Source organism: Citromicrobium sp. JLT1363 (assembly GCF_000186705.1).
Taxonomy (GTDB): domain Bacteria; phylum Pseudomonadota; class Alphaproteobacteria; order Sphingomonadales; family Sphingomonadaceae; genus Alteriqipengyuania.
Genome location: NZ_AEUE01000003.1, coordinates 1 through 16,398, shown reverse-complemented (window position 1 = coordinate 16,398; position 16,398 = coordinate 1). Strand labels below are relative to the sequence as shown.

Annotated in this window: 21 protein-coding genes; 10 read left to right on the top strand and 11 right to left on the bottom strand. The window is 66.3% G+C overall.

The annotated features are described in order from the left end of the window. Nucleotides 1–4 precede the first annotated feature (4 nt). The 11 genes from otsA to ADAD_RS15535 form a co-directional block, all read right to left on the bottom strand. Nucleotides 5–1,378, bottom strand: coding sequence for an alpha,alpha-trehalose-phosphate synthase (UDP-forming) (gene otsA / locus ADAD_RS0104590; protein ID WP_010410274.1), 1,374 nt, complete (start codon nucleotides 1,376–1,378; stop codon nucleotides 5–7). Further along, entirely contained in the window at nucleotides 1,375–3,108 is a 1,734-nt protein-coding gene (locus tag ADAD_RS0104585) for a glycoside hydrolase family 15 protein (RefSeq protein WP_010410273.1), read from the bottom strand. Before ADAD_RS0104585 ends, otsA begins: the two co-directional genes overlap by 4 nt. A gap of 62 nt (nucleotides 3,109–3,170) precedes the next feature. Further along, complete coding sequence (otsB, locus tag ADAD_RS0104580) at nucleotides 3,171–3,911, bottom strand: trehalose-phosphatase (RefSeq protein WP_010410270.1); 741 nt, start codon at nucleotides 3,909–3,911, stop codon at nucleotides 3,171–3,173. Nucleotides 3,912–3,970: 59 nt separating this feature from the next. Then, nucleotides 3,971–4,693: a sigma-70 family RNA polymerase sigma factor gene (locus tag ADAD_RS0104575; RefSeq protein WP_010410269.1), complete on the bottom strand. Its 723-nt coding sequence runs from the start codon at nucleotides 4,691–4,693 to the stop codon at nucleotides 3,971–3,973. Next, nucleotides 4,690–6,828 carry a flagellar biosynthesis protein FlhA gene (locus ADAD_RS0104570; RefSeq protein WP_010410268.1) on the bottom strand — a complete coding sequence of 713 codons (2,139 nt, stop codon included), beginning with the start codon at nucleotides 6,826–6,828 and terminating at the stop codon, nucleotides 4,690–4,692. Before ADAD_RS0104570 ends, ADAD_RS0104575 begins: the two co-directional genes overlap by 4 nt. Next, on the bottom strand, nucleotides 6,825–7,733 hold the full coding sequence (locus tag ADAD_RS0104565; protein ID WP_237700762.1) for a transglycosylase SLT domain-containing protein: 909 nt from the start codon (nucleotides 7,731–7,733) through the stop codon (nucleotides 6,825–6,827). The genes ADAD_RS0104570 and ADAD_RS0104565 overlap by 4 nt, the downstream gene beginning before the upstream one ends. An 86-nt stretch (nucleotides 7,734–7,819) precedes the next feature. Next, nucleotides 7,820–8,140 carry a hypothetical protein gene (locus ADAD_RS15540; RefSeq protein WP_237700761.1) on the bottom strand — a complete coding sequence of 107 codons (321 nt, stop codon included), beginning with the start codon at nucleotides 8,138–8,140 and terminating at the stop codon, nucleotides 7,820–7,822. 7 nt (nucleotides 8,141–8,147) lie between these two features. Then, a complete protein-coding gene (locus ADAD_RS0104555; protein ID WP_237700760.1) occupies nucleotides 8,148–8,432 on the bottom strand; it encodes a flagellar biosynthesis anti-sigma factor FlgM in 285 nt (94 codons plus the stop codon). A gap of 103 nt (nucleotides 8,433–8,535) precedes the next feature. Next, nucleotides 8,536–9,045, bottom strand: a complete 510-nt coding sequence (locus ADAD_RS0104550) for a flagella basal body P-ring formation protein FlgA (RefSeq protein WP_010410260.1) — start codon at nucleotides 9,043–9,045, stop codon at nucleotides 8,536–8,538. 55 nt (nucleotides 9,046–9,100) lie between these two features. Continuing rightward, a complete protein-coding gene (locus ADAD_RS0104545; protein ID WP_010410258.1) occupies nucleotides 9,101–9,535 on the bottom strand; it encodes a hypothetical protein in 435 nt (144 codons plus the stop codon). After that, nucleotides 9,532–10,236: a MotA/TolQ/ExbB proton channel family protein gene (locus ADAD_RS15535; protein ID WP_237700756.1), complete on the bottom strand. Its 705-nt coding sequence runs from the start codon at nucleotides 10,234–10,236 to the stop codon at nucleotides 9,532–9,534. The genes ADAD_RS0104545 and ADAD_RS15535 overlap by 4 nt, the downstream gene beginning before the upstream one ends. Nucleotides 10,237–10,422: 186 nt before the next feature. Between ADAD_RS15535 and flgB the strand changes: the two genes are divergently transcribed. From flgB to ADAD_RS15530, 10 genes are all read left to right on the top strand, one after another. Further along, the gene (gene flgB, locus ADAD_RS0104535; RefSeq protein ID WP_029139908.1) at nucleotides 10,423–10,770 is read left to right on the top strand and encodes a flagellar basal body rod protein FlgB; all 348 of its coding nucleotides are present in this window, start codon (nucleotides 10,423–10,425) and stop codon (nucleotides 10,768–10,770) included. After that, nucleotides 10,767–11,177 (top strand): flagellar basal body rod protein FlgC, encoded by a 411-nt coding sequence (flgC, locus tag ADAD_RS0104530; protein ID WP_029139907.1) that lies wholly within the window; start codon nucleotides 10,767–10,769, stop codon nucleotides 11,175–11,177. Before flgB ends, flgC begins: the two co-directional genes overlap by 4 nt. Next, complete coding sequence (locus ADAD_RS0104525; protein ID WP_010410248.1) at nucleotides 11,174–11,479, top strand: flagellar hook capping FlgD N-terminal domain-containing protein; 306 nt, start codon at nucleotides 11,174–11,176, stop codon at nucleotides 11,477–11,479. The genes flgC and ADAD_RS0104525 overlap by 4 nt, the downstream gene beginning before the upstream one ends. Nucleotides 11,480–11,495: 16 nt before the next feature. Continuing rightward, nucleotides 11,496–12,305 (top strand): flagellar hook-basal body complex protein, encoded by an 810-nt coding sequence (locus ADAD_RS0104520; RefSeq protein WP_010410246.1) that lies wholly within the window; start codon nucleotides 11,496–11,498, stop codon nucleotides 12,303–12,305. 4 nt (nucleotides 12,306–12,309) lie between these two features. Further along, nucleotides 12,310–13,050, top strand: a complete 741-nt coding sequence (locus ADAD_RS0104515) for a flagellar basal body rod protein FlgF (RefSeq protein ID WP_010410243.1) — start codon at nucleotides 12,310–12,312, stop codon at nucleotides 13,048–13,050. 18 nt (nucleotides 13,051–13,068) lie between these two features. Next, entirely contained in the window at nucleotides 13,069–13,857 is a 789-nt protein-coding gene (gene flgG / locus ADAD_RS0104510; protein ID WP_010410241.1) for a flagellar basal-body rod protein FlgG, read from the top strand. A gap of 11 nt (nucleotides 13,858–13,868) precedes the next feature. Further along, nucleotides 13,869–14,546: a flagellar basal body L-ring protein FlgH gene (locus tag ADAD_RS0104505; protein ID WP_010410237.1), complete on the top strand. Its 678-nt coding sequence runs from the start codon at nucleotides 13,869–13,871 to the stop codon at nucleotides 14,544–14,546. A 13-nt stretch (nucleotides 14,547–14,559) separates the two neighbouring features. Further along, nucleotides 14,560–15,657 carry a flagellar basal body P-ring protein FlgI gene (locus tag ADAD_RS0104500; protein WP_010410234.1) on the top strand — a complete coding sequence of 366 codons (1,098 nt, stop codon included), beginning with the start codon at nucleotides 14,560–14,562 and terminating at the stop codon, nucleotides 15,655–15,657. Next, nucleotides 15,654–15,983, top strand: a complete 330-nt coding sequence (locus ADAD_RS0104495; RefSeq protein WP_010410229.1) for a rod-binding protein — start codon at nucleotides 15,654–15,656, stop codon at nucleotides 15,981–15,983. Before ADAD_RS0104500 ends, ADAD_RS0104495 begins: the two co-directional genes overlap by 4 nt. Nucleotides 15,984–15,989: 6 nt before the next feature. Further along, a partial coding sequence (locus tag ADAD_RS15530; protein ID WP_010410227.1) for a flagellar basal body protein occupies nucleotides 15,990–16,398 on the top strand: 409 nt, incomplete at its 3' end.

Below are 16,398 nucleotides of genomic sequence, written 5' to 3'. Positions count from 1 at the left end.
CGCCTCAGGCGCTCAGCGCTTCCACGAAATCGGATCGCCACTGCTCGACCGTGGAGGTCTTGATCACCTCGTTGAGCTTTTCCCAGCGCGCCTTGCGCTCTTCCAGCGGCATGTCGAGCGCGGTGCGGATTGCCTCGCTGGTTTCTTCCAGGCTGTATGGATTGACGAGCAGCGCATCCTTTAGCTGTTCGGCCGCGCCCGCGAAGCGAGAGAGCACCAGAACGCCGGGGTCTTCCGGGTCCTGCGCCGCGACGTATTCCTTGGCGACAAGGTTCATCCCGTCGCGCAGCGGCGTGACGAGGCCGACATGGGCGGACCGGTAGATGCCGAACAGCGCCTGCCGGGGGTATCCCTTGTTGACGTAGCGAATCGGGACCATGTCCACCTCCGAACGCTCGCCATTGATCTGGCCCGCCTTCTGTTCCAGCGTATTGCGGATGCGCTGGTAGCTGACGACATCCTGCCGCGAAGGCGGTGCGATCTGGACGTAGAGCGTTTGAGCCACACGGTCCGGATAGGTGTCGAAAAATCGGCCGAGCGCATCGAACCGCTCCGGCAGACCCTTGGAATAGTCCAGCCGGTCCACCCCGATGATGACCTTGCGGTGGCGCGAGCTTGAACGCATGCGCTGCTCTGCCTGGCGCGCCTCACCGCTCTGTCCGCCCTCGAGGAACTCGTCGTAATCCAATCCGATGGGAAAGGCAGCGACCTTTACCGAGCGCCCGTCGTAGGTGACGGTGCCATCTTCGCGCACATCCGCCTGCAGTTCCTTGCGGCAATAGCCCAGGAAGCTGTCGACCGATTCCTCGTCCTGGAAGCCGATCAGGTCGTAGTCGAGCATGGTCAGCACCAGGCGCTCGTGAAACGGCAGCGCCACCAGCAGGTTGCGCGGAGGCCAGGGTATGTGGAGGAAGAAGCCGATCTTGTTCTTGTTGCCGCGTTCGCGCAGGCGACTGCCCAGCGGCAGCAAGTGGTAATCGTGGACCCAGACCATGTCCTCCGGCTCGATCAGCGGACCCAGGCTGTCGGCAAAGCGCTTGTTGACCCGCTCGTATCCCTTGCCGAACCCGGTTTCGTATTCGGCAAGATCGATGCGGTAGTGAAACAGCGGCCAGAGCGTGCGATTGGCGTAGCCGTTATAATATTCGTCGACATCCTGCGCTTCGAGATCGATGGTCGCCGTGGTGACTCCATCGTTCTTCTGCATGTTGATGTCGCCGGTATAGGTCTCCGTCTCCTTGCCCGACCAGCCGAACCAGATGCCGCGCCGCTCGCGCAGAGCGGATCCAAGTGCCACGGCCAGCCCGCCCTGCGACCCTGCCGCACCCCGCGCCTTGGGGACGGATACTCTGTTCGAGACAACGATCAGGCGGCTCATCGGATCACGCTCCATGGTCTGGACAAGAGGGTCGCACAGTTGATGATACCCACCAAAGAGTACGTCTGGGGGAAATTGCCCCAGAGTTCGCCATTGTTAAAATCGAGGTCCTCGGACAGCAGGCCCGATTTCGTGCGGTGGGAGAGCATCGTTTCGAACAGGTTGCGCGCCTCTTCCTCCCGGCCCGCCAGATGCAGTGCCTCCATCAGCCAGAAGGTGCAGATATTGAAGGCGGTCTCGGGCAGGCCGAAATCGTCTTCCGCATCGTATCTCAGCATGTGTTCGCCGCGTCTCAGTTCCTTCTCGATGGCCGCGAAGGTCAGCTGAAAACGCTGGTCCTCGGGCTTGAGGAAGCCCAGGTCGATCATCTGCAGCAGGCTTGCGTCTAGATGGCTGCCGCCCATCGCGGAGGCGTAATGCTGCCCCTCCTCGTTCCACGCTTCGTCTTCGATCTTCGCGCGGATGGTGGCGGCGCGCTGGCGCCAGAACTCGCACTTCTCGGTCAGGCCAAGCCTTTGCGCGACCGTGGCGATGCGTCCGCAGGCCGCCCAGCTCATCAGTACCGAGTAGGTGTGGACCTCCTGCCGAGTGCGGAATTCCCACAGGCCGGCATCCGGCTGGTCGTGCATCTTCCACGCCATCTCGCCCACCTGCTCGAGGCTTTCGAAGTCGGCCTCGCCCGCCATGCGATAGAGCCGCTGGTCGAAGAAGGCCTGCACGCTGGGCAGCACGATCTGCCCATAGGCGTCGTGCTGAACCTGGCTGTAGGCGGCATTGCCTTTGCGCACCGGCCCCATCCCGCGATAGCCGGCGAGGTTTTCGGCGAAACTCTCCGTCAGTTCGGGCTCGCCCATCACCGAATAGAGCGGTTGCACCGCCCCGCCCTTGGCGTTGTCGACGATGTTGCGCAGGTACGCGAGGTACTTTTCCAGCACGTCGAGCGCGCCCAGCCGGTTGAGCGCCTGCACGGTGTAATAGGCGTCCCTGATCCAGCAGTAGCGGTAATCCCAGTTGCGCTCGCTGCCGGGCGCCTCGGGGATCGAGGTGGTCAGGGCGGCCACGATGGCGCCGGTTTCCTCGTGCTGGCAGATCTTCAGCGTGATCGCGGCGCGGATCACCGCTTCCTGCCATTCCATCACGGTGGCGAGGCCGCGCACCCAGTGCCGCCAGTAGTGGTCGGTCAGCTCCAGCATCGTCTCGACCTCGTGGCCGACATTGCCCCCGAAGGGCTCGTCCGGGCCAAGGAAGAAATGCAGGTCGTTTTCCAGCCGGAACTTGCGCTTTTCCAGCACATAACCAACCGGGGCATCGGTGGTAAGCCGCATCGCCTGCTGGCCGACCAGATAGCGGATATGGTTGGTGCCGTTGGTGGTCGCCGCCAGAGCCTCGCCGTAGTTCTTCATCGGTGAGAGGTTGACCGTGATGCGCGGCGTGCCCGCCACCGGGCGCACGATCCGCACGAAGGCGACCGGGCGATACATCCGGCCCGAACGGCGGAAGCGCGGCGCGAAGTCGATGATTTCCACCGCGCTGCCGTCTTCCGCTTCCAGCCGCGTTTTCAGGATGGCGGTGTTGCGCTGATATTCCTGCGTCGCGCGAGCGAAGCCTTCCAGCTCGATCCGCCAGACGCCTTCGTCCTGATTGCTGCCATTGATCAGAGAGCAGAACACCGGATCGCCATCGACGCGCGGCACGCAGCCCCAGACGAGGCCGCCGCGATCGTCATACATGCCGGAGACCTGGCAATTGCCCACCGGCCAGAGTTCGAGAGAGCTTTGCGGTGGTGTCTGTGTCATTCAAGCTCCAGCCATTGATGGACGGCCGCCACGTCGCGGAGGCGGTATCGCGCCAGGGTTTTGCGTCTTTCGCCGACAAGAACGCCGAAGCCGCCCAAATCGTTCACGGCCGCGAAGCCGTCCTCGTCGGTCGTATCGTCACCCACGAAAATCGGGGAAGCGCCCGCGAAAGGCGATTGTTCCATGATCGCGCGTACGCCGACGCCCTTGTCGGCGTCGGTAGTCGCGAGTTCGAAGAGCATCTTGCCGTCGCGCAGGTGCAGCCCATGTTCCTGCGCCAGGCCTTGCGCGAAACGGTGGATTTCGTCGCGCCGATCTTCGCAATTGCGGTAGTGCAGGCCCAGCCCCAGCGCCTTTTCCTCCAGCAGCAGGCCGTCGGTTCGGGATGCGTAGTCGCGCGCCTGCGCCAGCACGGCATCGCCGATCCGCGGAACCTCCTTCTCGCCCACGGGAGAGCCCTGCGGGCTGGTGATCTCCGCCCCGTGCGACCCGCTGACGACGACGGCACAATCGGGCAGGTGACTGCGGACATCTGCCACGAAACGCCCGGAAATCAGCGCCAGCCGACCATCGAGCTGCGCAGCCTTGCGCTGCAGCGCGCCTGACAGATAGTCGGGAACGACGATTTGCGAGGGGCTCGGCGCGAGCTCGACCAGCGTACCGTCGAAATCGAGAAACAGTGCCGGACAGGCGATGGTGCCCAATGCAGGCGGTGGATCGAGATCTCCGTCGGCCATGTGCAAGGCCATAGAGGCAAGTTATGCTGCGGTGCAAACGCTTCGCGCAGCAGGCATCCCTATTCGACCTGCGATACCAGCGCGACGCGCGCCTTCTTGAGGGCATCTGCCTTCAATTGGTGCACCCGCGGCACGCTGACGCCCAAGACTGCGGCGATCTCGTTGAGGTTCAGTTCCTCGATGAAATAGAGCTTCAGGACCAGCTGCAATCGTTCCGGCAGGGCGGCGATGGCACCGGCCAGAACCGAACTGTCCTCGCTTGCCAGCAGGCTCGCTTCGGGATCGGGCCGCTCGTCACCGAAGGCGCTGTCGCTGTCCGAGTAGCATTCCTCTATCGAGGTGGAACTGGTCGACGCGGCAAATCGCATCGCTTCGTACCGGTCGAGCGGCATGTCCATCGCGCCAGCCATTTCGGCGGCGGTGGGCGCGCGGCCCAATTCGGTGCGCAGGCCCTGCTCTGCACAATCGCGCTTGCGCGACCAGCTCGCCGCGCTGCGCGGTTTGTGGGATTGGCCGCGCAACAGGTCCACCATGGCGCCGCGCACGCGCATCTTGGCATAGGCCGCAAAGCCATCATCGCTCGGCCGGTCGTGCCTCTGCGCCGCTTCGGTCAGCGCCATCATCCCGGCCTGCATCAGATCGTCCACATCGATCGTCGCGCTGCCGTGGCCTTCGTAGTACCAGGCAAGCTTGCGCACCAGCGGCAGGAACTGTGTCACCTTCTGCTGGACGCTCGAACCATAGGCCTGGCGGACGGCAAAATTGGAGTGGTCGTGCTTCATGCGGCAAGTGCCTCGGCAGGTTGCATGGCTGACTGATGCTCCGGCGGCGGAAGCTGGCGGGGTTCGCTCGCGGCGGCCTCCGCCTCGTCACCGATCACCGCGACCACCTCGATCGGCTGGGCGGCGGGCAGTTCGTTGATCGACAGGACCAGCATGCCGGGCGCGCGCAGCTTCAGCAGGCTGGCGAGCGCACGGCGCGCGCGCGGCTGGACGACTAGCGCAGGCGTCAGCGCGCCCTGCGGACGGCTCTGCAGCAGCGCGCCGATCCGTTCACCGATGGAGCGTGCCAGATCGGGCTCGATCACGATCTCGCCCGTGGTCGGGTCCTGCATCCCGCCGACGACCATCTCTTCCAGCTGCGCGGCCAGGGTGACGACCGGCAACCGCTCGTTGGGGCCGCAGATATTGCCGACCAGCAGCGTGCCCAGATCGGTCCGCATCAGCTCCACGATCTGCGCCGGGTCTGCGGTGCGCTGCGCCGCCTGCGACAGGCTGGAGAACACGCGCACCGAATGGGTCAGCGAAATGCCGTCCGCCAGCAGCGCCTTGAGCACTGCGGTGATCGCGGCGAGCGACAGGGGCTGCGGTGTGATCGTTTCGACCAGCTGCGAATGGCGTTCTCGCAGCAGGTCGAGCAGTTCGCGCACCTGGTCGGGGCCCAGCAGCTCCGCAGCGCGGCCGGCCAGCAACTGGTGGACCTGCGTGGCAATGACGCTTTCGGGGTCGACCACGAGATAGCCTTCGGCCACCGCCAGATCGCGCGATCCCGCGTCGATCCACTTGGCGTCGCAACCGAAGCTCGGGTCCTTGGTCGGCTCGCCCTGCAGCACATGCGCGTCGAGCACTTCGCCGGTGTCGATCGCCAGCAGCTTGTTCGCACGCAGCATGCCCGAGCCAACCGGCGCACCGCCCAGCATGATCCGATATTCGTCCGGCCCGATGTCGAAGCTGTCGGCAATGCGGAACTGCGGCACCACGAAGCCAAAAGCCTGGCACATCTGCTTGCGTAGCCCGGTCAGGCGGGCGACCAGCGGGGCGCCCTTCTTGTCGTCGGCCAGCTGGACCAGCCCGTAGCCGAGCTGGATCGTCACCAGCGTCTGATCGGACACCTCGCCGATGGAAATGCGCGAGGGATCGGGCGCTTCCTCGGGCTCGGGGATGAAGACGGCAGCCGCCTGCTCGCGCCTGGAAAGGGCACGCCACAGCAGCAGCGCGCCTGCGGCCAGCGGCAGGAAGATCATCTGCGGCATCGCGGGGATGCAGCCGATGGCGCCCAGAATGCAGCCGACCGGCAACCAGATCTTGGAATCGGCCAGCTGGCCGCCGATCTGCCCGGTAAGATCGCGCGTGTCGGAAACACGGGTCACGATCACGGCGGCGGCAATCGACAGCAGCAGCGCGGGGATCGAGGCCACCAGCGCATCGCCGACGGCCAGCGTGACATAGACCGAGCCTGCCTCGCCTGCCGAAAGGCCATACATGCTCATGCCCAGCACCAGCCCGGCGATCACGTTGACGATCAGGATCAGCAGGGCGGCAATGGCGTCGCCCTTCACGAACTTGCTGGCACCATCCATCGAACCGTAGAAGTCGGCCTCGGTCGCGATCTCGCGGCGGCGGGCCTTGGCTTCCTCGGCAGTCAGCAGCCCGGCGGCGAGATCGGAATCGATCGCCATCTGCTTGCCGGGCAGAGCGTCGAGGGTGAAGCGCGCGGTCACTTCGGACACGCGGCCCGCGCCCTTGGTCACCACCACCATGTTGATGATGGTCAGGATGATGAACACGATCAGCCCGACGGCGAAATTGCCGCCGATCAGGAAGGCGCCGAAGGCCTCGATCACCTTGCCTGCCGCATCGCCGCCCTCGTGCCCGTTGAGGAGCACGATGCGGGTCGAGGCGACGTTGAGCGCGAGGCGCATCAGCGTGGCGAACAGCAGGACCGAGGGGAAGGAAGAGAAATCCAGTGGCTTCTGTGCGTTCATCGCGGCCATCAGGATCGAGACCGAAAGCGCGATATTGAGCACGAAGAACAGATCGAGCATCAGCGCCGGGATCGGCACCACCATCAGGATGATGACCGCGAGGATACCGGCGGGCAGCGCCAGCGCGGGCGAGATGAAGGCAGGCAGCTTCACAGGCCGAGCGCCGCGAACTTGCCGTAGGCTTCATCGATGCGGGCACGCGCGCGGGCGCCCATGCCGGTATCGTCCGTCCCGCCGAAGGTGGTGCGCAGCGTCTCCGCCATCGAAGGCCGGGCCTGCGGGCCTGCCGGGGCGGCTGCGGCCACCGGCCGCGTGCTGCGGCCCGGCATCATGGCGCTGCTGGCAAAGCGGGCCTGCGCGAATTCCTGCGTGATCCCGCCCGCACCGGGCGCTCCCCCGGGGACGAGCGGCATCGCGCCACCCTGCTCCATCGCGTTGGCGACCTTGGTCTGCATCAGGCTCATCACCTCCGCGACCGAACGTGCGCGGCCCTTGTCGTAGAAGATCGGGCGGTTGGCACCTGCCGCCTTGGGCATCAGCGCCGCGGCGGACTGCCCCGCATCGGTCCGGTAGGCTTCGAAGAATTTCTGCGCGCCGCCCAGGCCCAGGAAATGGGCGAGGTAGAGTTCTGCCGGCTGCGGATCGCGTCCGAGGATGCCGCGCAGCCCGTTCGCATTGTCGCGCGCGAGCTCCGCCGCCATCAGCGCGGAGACATCCGCATCGTACCGCATGGAAAGCAGCTGCGCGCGCGTGCCGGGATTGGCGACACCGCCGCCCGGGCCGATCTGATCGGCCGCCCAGTCCAGCCCGTACTTGGCCCCGTGCCGGTCCATCGTGCGCAGCCAGGTGGAATCGATGAACTGGTAGAGGCCCGTCGCGCTGGACGTACGCGCCTTCGCTTCGGGGTCCAGCCCGGATTCGAGCCGTGCCTGCGCCAGCAGGTAATCGAAATCGACGCCGGTCTGCCGGGATGCGCGCGCAATCGCCGCGCGCACGTCCCCATTGGGCGGCGGCGCGCTGGCGGCTGGAATGCTCGGTACTGGGCTGGCGGTGGGCACTGGACCTCCCGGAATTTCGTATCCGGGACAATCAAGCAATCATCGTGCCAAACTTGGACCCAACCGGAGCCGAAGCCCGGCGGCAATCAGATGGACTGCGCCACCATCCGTCCGTTTGCGCCCTGATAGGTGGCGCCCGCGCCCGCCATTGCGTCGATCCGCGACTGCACGTTGGTGGCAATCAGGTTGCGCAAACGGCGGTTGATCGTGTTCAGCCGGCGGACCGCGTCGAGCAGGCCGAGGCATTCCTCGTCGAGGTCTTCCGGGCGCACTTCATCGAGCCGCGCGCACAGATCCATCTTGTCCTTCGAACAATTGTTGATCCGGTCGATGTCGAGGGCGGCAAGGGCCTGCCGCTCACCTTCCAGCAGGGCAAGCATTTGCCGCAAGGCGGAACGCGTCGTCATGGGTGCCTTACTCGCCTGCGATCTGGAACAGACCGGCGGCAATGATGCCATCGGCGATTTCATTCGGAATAAGCGGGTAGCTACCCTGCTCGATCGCCTTGCGGATTTCCGCGACGCGATCGGCATCGACCGGCGCCTTTTCTCCCGCGTCGAGCGCCGCGACAGAGGCCATCGCCTCGGTCTGCGCGGACTGGTCGGCCACCTTGCGCGGAGCAGCAACGCGCTCAACCGGCGCGACGCCGCGGCGCAATCCTGCTGGTCCTCCGATTTCGGGCAATCCGAGATCTCGCATTGCTACTGCTCCAAATATCCATCCGTTCGGGGGAACGGCCTCGTCGTATACAAGAACGACAGCCGTTTGCGGGCTTTAAGGGCCCGGCAACTTTTTTCTCGCCTCAGCGCAGACGCACCGCAACCTGCCCGGGCCGGACCACCTGCGCGCGCACCGGATCGGCCTTCTTGTCCTGCGTGGGGCGGACCTTGATCCACGATCCGACAGCGCCTTCCTCCATCGCAACCGCCTGGCGCGACAGCGAGAACCCTCCGCCCTCCACAATGATCGAGACGGTTTCGCCCCGGCTGATGGCGATCTCGCCCCCGCCCGGCTCGCCCGCCTGCGGCAGCTGCGCAACAGCGACGTAGATGCGCCAGCCCGCATCGGGGCAGCGCACCTGCACGCTGTCGCGATTGCTGCCGTACCATTCGAGCTGGAGCGGCGCACCGCAGGCGTTGAGCCGCATGCGGCGGTCTACCGCCAGCCGCGCGCCGCCCGGCTGGCCGATTGCCGCGCCGGTGAACTGCATCACCGCGCGGTCGATCTCGGCCGGGTCCATCGGCGTTTCGGCAAACGCGGGCGTGGTCAGGCCCAGCAGGCCGACGGCGAACGGGATGGTCAGTGTGTGCATGGTCGCGGATGCTCCGAATTGCATGGCGGCAGGCGCACTGCCCGCCTTTGTCTTCCTACCGCGTATCTGCAATTTCCGTGCCATCCTGCCTGCGCGCGTCGTGCGCGATCACCACCAGCGTTTCGGGAAAGGCCGAAGGCTCCACCATCAGGCGCGCTGCTTCGCCCGCGCGCTCGATCCGGGCGACGAGGCTGGCGGCTTCTTCCACCGCCGGCGTGGCCGCGCCGGGCCGATGGCGCACGATCACCGTTGCCACCTCGCCCGGCCCCATGTGCTGGGCGGCCAGCCACCGTGCCAGATCGGCGTCACCACCGGGCCTGAACACCGCCATGGGCTGCCCAAGCGATATGTCGGCGGCCTGCGCCTCGCTGTCAGCGGGATCGGCCCGCTCCGGCGCGTCCTCGCGATAGGCGGCAGCGACCACCAGGAAGAGGATGAGCGTCAGATCGGCCATCGCCGTCTGCCAGCCCGCCGGCCCGCGAAGTGTCACGACGCTTTCCGGTGGGCGGAGCCGTCGGCATGCCCACCCTCCACGACCTGCGGGCCAGGCCGCTCTTGCGGCATCGCGTGACGCACGCCGTTTTCGAGCCAGTCGAGCACCGCCTGCCGATCCCGCTCTTCGCGGTTCGAACGGCGCAGAATGGCGGCGGCGAGCGGACCGAACAGGAAATTCGCGGCCGCCAGCCCGTAGAGCGTGGTGACGACCGCCATCGCAATCGCACCCGTCATGCTGACCTCACCGGGATCATCCGGCATTGTTCCAAGCGCAACGAGCGTTCCGGCGAGACCCAGCACGGGTGCGAGTTCGGCCGCCTGGCCGAGCACGTGCATCGCCGTGCGCGCGGCTTCGGTGCGCTGGCGCTTGTGGCTCTCGTGCTCCGCATGAAGCGTGTCGAGCGACCGGCGGCTGACGAGCACATCGGACAGGCAGTCGAACTCGGCATCGCCGAAATGCACCGGCTCCGCGCGGAGAAAACCCTGGCTCGCAATATCGCGCAGCTGGCGCGCAAGCTCGGCCTTGGCGCGCGCGGGATCGAAGGCAGGGCGCAGCAGCTCGCCCAGCTTGCCCATCGCCACCCGCGCTTCGGCGAAGCCGCAGCGCAGCAGCGTGGCCAGCAATGTCCCGCCAAGCACGATGCCCAGCGCAACGGGGTCCAGCCAGTGGTCGAGGAAGGTCGCGATGTTCTCCACGCACCCAAGAACGGCACGCGCATGGCCGGTTTTCAGGGTTGCCGCAAATTTGCCGCCGACCGGCAAGCGCTTGCCGCGCAGACCGGCAAAGCCCGCTTATCCGCGCCCCTCGACCGACTTGGCACGCCCCTTGCTTACATACCGACGTACACGAACGCCCACCCTTTTCAGGCGGAGATGATTGAGATGAGCGAAGGCCTTTTCGGCATTCACGGAGCAGCGCTGGAGGTCCGCGCGCAGCGGATGAGCGTGCTCGGCTCCAACATCGCGAACGCAGGCACGCCCGGCTACAAGGCGCGCGACATCGATTTCGGTGCCGCGCTGCAGGCACGCCTGGCGGGCAACGATACCGAAAGCGCAGCCGCCCGCGCCACGGTGTACCGCATCCCGACCATGGCCAGCCTCGACGGCAATACCGTGGAGATGGGGATGGAGCAGGCCGCCTTCGCGGAAAACGCCGTCGCCTACACCGCCACCCTCGGCTTCCTTCGCGGGCGCGTCGAAACGCTCACCCGCGCGATCAGGGGCGAATGAGCATGAGCGGTCCCATGACCATGTTCGAAATGGGCTATCGCGCAATGTCCGCGCAGATGGTCCGCATGAACACCGCGGCGTCCAACCTTGCCAACGCAGGCAGCGTCGCAGGCAGCGCGGACGAAGCCTATCGCCCGATGCGCACGGTGTTTTCCGAAGAACTCGACAGGCAGAGCGGCATGAGCTCGGTCCGCGTCGATGGCGTGGTGCGTGCCGATGTCGCCCCGACCCGCCGCCACGAGCCCGGCCATCCGCTCGCCGACGAGAATGGCGATGTGTGGGAATCGCCGGTCGATGAAAACGCCGAGATGATCGAGATGCTCGAAGCCTCTCGTCAGTATTCGAACATGGTCGAAGCCATGTCCACCGCCAAGCAGCTGATGCTCGAAACGATGAGGATGAAATGATCAACAGCACCAATCCCTATGCGAGCGCAGCGTCCGCCCCGGCGAAAACGCCGCAGGTCCAGGGGCGCACCATGGACCAGCTGGGCCAGGCCGATTTCCTGCGTCTGCTGACCGTCCAGGTGTCGCAGCAGGACCCGTTCGAACCGGTCGATAACAAGGAAATGCTGGCGCAGATGGCGCAGTTCTCCTCGCTCGCCGGCACCACCGAAACCAACGAGACGCTGGGCAAGATCGTCGAGAAGCTCGACGCCCTCATCGCAGCTCAGGCCCAGGGCGCCAGCCCGGCCGCCAACGACATTTAAACCGGGAGTCGCAACAATGTCCTTCTACACTTCGCTCAACGGCCTGAAGAACGCGCAGTCTTCGCTCGGCACGATTGCGCACAACATCGCCAATTCCGAAACCTACGGGTTCAAGCGCGGGCGGACCGAATTTTCCGAAATCGTTGCGGGATCGGCCAACGCCAACCCGCGCACGATCCAGGGCATCGGCGCCTCGGTCGAAGCGATTTCCCAGAACTTCTCGCTCGGCCCGCTGGAGCAGACCGGCGCGGCGCTCGACCTTGCAGTCACGGGCGACGGGTTCTTCACCCTGTCGGGCGAGAACGGCGAGACGCTGTATACCCGCGCGGGTTCGTTCTCGATCAACGAGCGCGGCGGCATCGTCGACAGCAATGGCAATAGCCTGCAGGTCTTCCCGGTCGACGCCGCCGGCGCACCTACGGGCACCTCGCTTCAGAACCTGCAGGTTCCGGCGCAGAACGCCGCCGGCGCGGAGTACGCCGGAATAGCGGTGGGCAAGGACGGGGTGGTTCGTGCATCCTATGCCGATGGCTCGGTCGAGCCGGTCGGGATGGTCGCGCTGGCATCCTTCATGGCGCCCAATGGCCTGAAGCCGGTCGGGTCGGCCAACTGGCAGGCGACGGGCTTCTCGGGCGCGGCAAGCTATGGCGAACCGGGCAATGGCCAGTTCGGCGCGCTGCTTTCGGGTACGCTCGAGCGTTCGAACGTCGATATCGCCGAGGAACTTGTCGGCCTGATCACCGCGCAGCGGAACTTCCAGGCCAACGCCAAGGCAATCGACACCGCGACGCAGATTTCGCAGACCGTCATCAACCTGCGGACCTAAGTAGATGGACCGCCTGATCTATACTGCGCTTTCGGGGATGCAGGCCTCGATGGATCGCCAGCGCGCGATTGCCAGCAACATGGCGAACACGAACACGCTGGGCTTCCGGGCCGAGCTGATCGAGCAGCGCGCGAAGACCATCGAAGGCCACCCGAACGAAGCGCGCGCGATGCAGACCGCGCGCGTCACCGGCGCAGACATGTCCGGCGGCGAGATCATCGAAACGGGCCGCGATCTGGACATTGCCATGGCGACCGATTCGCTCATGGCGGTGCAGGCGCAGGACGGAACAGAGGCGTACACGCGGCGCGGCGACCTTTCGCTTTCGGCGACAGGACTGCTCGTCACGGGGGAAGGCCACCCGGTGTTGGGGGACACGGGACCGATCACGGTCCCACCGGGTGGCCGCATCTCCATTTCGGAAGACGGCACGGTGACCCGGACCGACCCCGATGCGCCCGAAGCCCCGCCGGCCGAAGTCGGGCGGATCAAGCTGGCGAGCTGGGAAGGCTCGCCGATTGCCAAAGGGCTGGACGGGCTGTTCCGGGTGGAGGGCGGCGGCATCCTGCCGACCGACGCCGAGGGCCGCGTGCATACCGGCGCACTCGAACAATCCAACGTCAAGCCGACCGAGGTTCTGGTCGCCATGATCGAGGAGCAACGCCTTTTCGCCATGCGCTCCAAGCTCGTGTCGACCGCCCGCCAGCTCGACGAGAGCGGCGCGCAACTCATGCGCCTCAGCTAAACTCAAGGACGACAGACCATGCCCACATCAGCACTCCAGGTCGCCCGCACGGGGCTCGAAGCGCAGGACGCGCGCATGCGTGTTATCGCCAATAACCTGGCGAACGTCGGCACCACCGGGTTCAAGCGCGACCGCGCCAATTTCGCCACGCTCGCCTATCAGGACGCGCGTGTTGCCGGGCAGCGATCCTCGGGCGAGACGGCCTATGCCGAAGGGCTGAACCTGGGCACCGGCGTTGCCGTCCAGTCGACCAGTCAGATCATGACGCAGGGCACGCTCGACACCACCGGCAATGCCTTCGATCTGGCGCTCGACGGTGACGGTTTCTTCCAGATCGCCATGCCGGGTGGCCGCACCGGCTATACCCGAGCGGGCAATTTCACCCGCTCCGCCGAAGGCCAGCTCGTCACCCAGCAGGGCTTCGCCGTGCAGCCCGAAATCACTGTGCCCGAGGGCGCGACCGCGATTTCCATTGCGCCCGACGGTACTGTTACCGCGACCGTTAATGGCGAGGCCGAGCCGACCGAACTGGGCCAGATCCAGATCGCGCGCTTCACCAACCCGGCGGGCCTGCAGGCCATCGGCGACAACTTCCTTGCCGAAACCGCCGCCAGCGGCGCCGCCGAACTGGGCGTGGCGGGCGAAGGCGGCCGCGGCAACGTGCGCCAGGGCATGCTCGAAGGATCGAACGTCAACATCGTGGAGGAGCTGGTCGCCATGATCGAGGCGCAGCGCGCCTACGAGATCAGCTCCAAGATGGTGTCCGCCGTCGACGAGATGCTGCGCAACGCCAACCAGACGCTGTGAGACTGGATTTCATGAACACCCGCACCCTCCTCGCCCTGCCCCTCACGCTGACGCTCGGCCTTTCGCTGGCCGCGTGCGGTGGCGAATCGCGCCCCGCAGGTTTCGCGGCAACGCTGCCGCCGCCACCGCCGCTGCAGTCCGCCTATGCCGCGCCTTCGGCTACCGACGGTGCCATCTACAGCGCGGCGCAGGGCTACGCGCCGCTCTACAACGGCAACCGGGCCTCGCAGGTCGGCGATCTGGTGACGATCGTGCTGATCGAACGGACGGCCACCAGCAAGGCGACCAGCGGCAAGACCAGCCGCGACGGCAGCGCCGGGCTGACCTTGCCGGACTTCATCGGCATCGGGCAGGAGGACCTCAGCGCCTCTGCCGGATCGACCTTCAACGGATCGGGCACTGCCGCGCAGACTTCCACGCTGAGGGGCGATCTGACCGTGACGATTGCGGAGATCCGCCCGAACGGCACCGCGCTGGTGCGCGGCGAAAAGGTGCTGAATCTCAGCCAGGGAGAGGAATGGGTGCAGGTATCGGGCATCATCCGCCTGGCCGATATCGACCAGGACAACCGCATCTCCTCCATCCGCGTGGCCGACGCGCGCATTTCCTACAGCGGCAAGGGCGCCGTGCAGCAGGCGGGCAAGCCCGGCTGGCTTTCGCGCTTCTTCGCCGCCGTCTCGCCGTTCTGATCCGGAGCCTGCAATGACCCGCCTCCTTCTTCTCCTCTCGGCGATCTGCGCCCTCGCCCTGCCCTCCGTGGCTTCGGCGGAGCGCGTGCGCGACATCGGCCAGTTCCAGTCGGTCCGTTCCAACCAGCTGACCGGCTACGGCATCGTGGTCGGGCTCGACGGCACAGGCGACGACAACTTCGCCTATGCCACGCAGGCGATGCGCGGCGTTTCGGGCCGTCTCGGCCTGCAGCTGCCGCCGGGCGTAAATCCGGCGCTGAAGAACGCGGCCGCCGTGCTGATCACTGCCGATCTGCCCGCCTTCGCGAAGCCCGGCCAGCGGATCGACATTACCGTTTCAACCATCGGGAAGGCCAAGAGCCTGCGCGGCGGCGCGCTGATCCTTACGCCGCTCTACGGCGCGGATGGAGAGATCTACGCGATGGCGCAGGGCAACCTGACCGTCGGCGGGCTGGGCATTTCGGCCAACGACGGATCGAAGCTGACCGTCAACGTGCCGACCGTGGGCCGCATCTCCGACGGTGCGAGCGTCGAACGCGCGGTCACCACCAATTTCGATTTCACCGAGGTTCTGCGCTGGAACATGTACCACGCGGATTTCCTGACGATCAGCCGCGTGCGCGATGCGATCAACGATCGTTTCCCCGGCATGGCGCGGATCGAGGATGCGGTGACACTCGCCCTCGCGCTGCCCCCTGGCGCGGATACGCGCGCCACGATCATGGCCGAGATCGAGATGCTCACCGTCGATCCCGCCGAACGGGCAGCCAAGGTGATCGTCAACAGCCGCACCGGCACCATCGTGATCTCAAGCGCGGTGCGCCTTGCGCCTGCGGCCGTCAGCCATGGCAGCCTGGTGGTGCGGATCGACGAGAACCCCACGATCGTCCAGCCGGAGCCATTCTCTCGCGGACGCACTGCGCTGGAGCCGAACAGCAATATCGAGGCGCGCCAGAGCGGCGGCTACGTGACCCCGCTTCCGGCGGGTGCCAACCTGGCCGACGTGGTCGATGCGCTGAACATGCTGGGCGCGAGCCCGGCGGACCTGGTCGCCATCCTCGAAGCGCTGAAGCAGGCCGGTTCGCTCACGGCAGAGGTGGTGGTGATATGACCGCGCTGAGCCCCACAGATTACTCGCTGCTGCGCCAGCCGACGCCGCTGGGCGGGGATCGCCCGGCTGCCGCCACGGAACGCCAGGAACTGCGCGAGGCCGCGCAGCAGTTCGAGGCTATCCTGCTGCGCCAGATGATGGCTTCGGCCCGTTCGACCGACTTCGGCGGCAACGATCTGTTCGAAGGCAGCGACGACACCTTTACCGAAATGCGCGATGAGACCTTTGCGGACATCGCGGCGAAGTCCGGCCAGCTGGGCTTTGCGGATGCGATCGAGCGGCAGCTCGCGCGGTTCATCCCGCAAGACGACACTCTTCAGGGTTAGCGTATAATGGCGTCCGATCTTCTCTCCATCGGTGCGAGCGGTGCTCGCGCGGCGCGCGGCGCGCTCGAGGTTACGGCGAACAACATCGCCAATGCCTCCAGCGACGGCTACGTGCGCCGCAGCGTCCGGATCGAGGAAGTCTCGGGCGGCGCCATTGCCGGCCGCGGCAGCGAGATCGCGGCCTCCGGCTCGCGCGTGGCCGAAGTCCGCCGCAACGCGGATTCCTTCAGGCAGGCGGAAATGCGCCGCACGCAGGCCGATCTGCAGCGCGCCAATGTCGAACTGGCGGGCCTGCAGAATATCGAAGCCGCGGTGGAGCAGTCGGACATCTTCGGCTCCATCGTCGAATTCGAGGCCGCGCTGCAGCAGCTTTCCGGCGACCCGACGGACAGCGCGCGGCGTGCAGCCGTGGTGG

Bases quoted from the DNA above. Each gene is read 5' to 3' on its own strand.
- ADAD_RS0104505 (WP_010410237.1), top strand. From the start codon at position 13,869: ATGAACACCCGCACCCTCCTCGCCCTGCCCCTCACGCTGACGCTCGGC.
- ADAD_RS0104495 (WP_010410229.1), top strand. From the start codon at position 15,654: ATGACCGCGCTGAGCCCCACAGATTACTCGCTGCTGCGCCAGCCGACG.
- ADAD_RS0104575 (WP_010410269.1), bottom strand. From the start codon at position 4,693: ATGAAGCACGACCACTCCAATTTTGCCGTCCGCCAGGCCTATGGTTCG.
- ADAD_RS0104550 (WP_010410260.1), bottom strand. From the start codon at position 9,045: ATGCACACACTGACCATCCCGTTCGCCGTCGGCCTGCTGGGCCTGACC.
- ADAD_RS0104520 (WP_010410246.1), top strand. From the start codon at position 11,496: ATGTCCTTCTACACTTCGCTCAACGGCCTGAAGAACGCGCAGTCTTCG.
- ADAD_RS0104515 (WP_010410243.1), top strand. From the start codon at position 12,310: ATGGACCGCCTGATCTATACTGCGCTTTCGGGGATGCAGGCCTCGATG.
- flgC (WP_029139907.1), top strand. From the start codon at position 10,767: ATGAGCATGAGCGGTCCCATGACCATGTTCGAAATGGGCTATCGCGCA.
- flgB (WP_029139908.1), top strand. From the start codon at position 10,423: ATGAGCGAAGGCCTTTTCGGCATTCACGGAGCAGCGCTGGAGGTCCGC.
- ADAD_RS15540 (WP_237700761.1), bottom strand. From the start codon at position 8,140: ATGACGACGCGTTCCGCCTTGCGGCAAATGCTTGCCCTGCTGGAAGGT.
- ADAD_RS0104555 (WP_237700760.1), bottom strand. From the start codon at position 8,432: ATGCGAGATCTCGGATTGCCCGAAATCGGAGGACCAGCAGGATTGCGC.
- ADAD_RS0104500 (WP_010410234.1), top strand. From the start codon at position 14,560: ATGACCCGCCTCCTTCTTCTCCTCTCGGCGATCTGCGCCCTCGCCCTG.
- ADAD_RS0104525 (WP_010410248.1), top strand. From the start codon at position 11,174: ATGATCAACAGCACCAATCCCTATGCGAGCGCAGCGTCCGCCCCGGCG.
- otsB (WP_010410270.1), bottom strand. From the start codon at position 3,911: ATGGCCGACGGAGATCTCGATCCACCGCCTGCATTGGGCACCATCGCC.
- flgG (WP_010410241.1), top strand. From the start codon at position 13,069: ATGCCCACATCAGCACTCCAGGTCGCCCGCACGGGGCTCGAAGCGCAG.
- ADAD_RS0104585 (WP_010410273.1), bottom strand. From the start codon at position 3,108: ATGTATGACGATCGCGGCGGCCTCGTCTGGGGCTGCGTGCCGCGCGTC.
- otsA (WP_010410274.1), bottom strand. From the start codon at position 1,378: ATGAGCCGCCTGATCGTTGTCTCGAACAGAGTATCCGTCCCCAAGGCG.